The organism is Oleiphilus sp. HI0123 (assembly GCF_001635315.1).
Genome location: NZ_LWGE01001906.1, coordinates 1 through 813, shown reverse-complemented (window position 1 = coordinate 813; position 813 = coordinate 1). Strand labels below are relative to the sequence as shown.

The 813-nt window shown below is 44.4% G+C and carries 1 protein-coding gene and 1 tRNA gene; one reads left to right on the top strand and one right to left on the bottom strand.

Annotated elements, in window-relative coordinates; all coding sequences use genetic code 11:
* Nucleotides 1-454: ATP-binding protein (locus A3761_RS25310; RefSeq protein ID WP_231881318.1), on the top strand; the 454-nt coding region annotated here is incomplete at its 5' end.
* 227 nt (nt 455-681) lie between these two features.
* Here the strand turns inward: A3761_RS25310 and A3761_RS25305 are convergent.
* Nucleotides 682-757, bottom strand: a tRNA-Asn gene (locus tag A3761_RS25305).
* Between the last annotated feature and the right edge of the window lie 56 nt (nt 758-813).

Here is an 813-nt window from a genome sequence, read left to right as displayed (position 1 = left end):
GCATGTTTTCAGAAACGCTATGGATCACGGTATTGAGGGGATTGATGAGCGCCTTGAAAAAGGAAAATCTGAAAGTGGTACTATTAGTCTGGACGTTAGCTATATAGACGATTTGGCAAACCTTGCGGTTCGCGATGACGGGCGCGGTATTGCAATTAGCCGTATCTATAAAATGGCGATCGAGAAGGGTATTTATGCAGAATCCGATCCGAAGCCTTCAGCGAGTGAAATCGCTAATTTGATCTTCTCCTCGGGCTTCTCTACTGCGGATGAGGTTACGGACGTTTCAGGGCGTGGTGTTGGTATGGATGCTGTTAAGGGCTTCCTGGAGCGCGAAGGTGGAAGTATTGAGGTTATTCTGGATGATGGTGATGAGAATGCAGACTTCAGATCATTTACTACAAATATACGTATCCCGGCAAGTTTCTACCAGAAAGCTATTAGCTTTAACTAGTTTTAATAGTTGAGATTAAAGGCAGGCCTCTTACGAAAGTAAGGGGCTTTTTTGTTTGTGTTTGCGATATTTATAGTTGGCAAATCGATGTGGCTTATTTGGGGGTGAAAAAAACGGTCTGGTTGTATCCTGCAGGTCTTAGGCCTGGTCTATAGATTGGAGTGGATCTACAAAGAATTAATTCAAAGCGCAGCTTTGATAAAGTTAGGAAAGTGGGAATAAGAAGTTGGCTCCCCGAGCTGGGCTCGAACCAGCGACAAACGGATTAACAGTCCGCTACTCTACCAACTGAGTTATCGGGGAACAGAAGACTAACGAAGACTTCGTTAATCAAGGCCGCGTATACTAAAGAGCAAAGC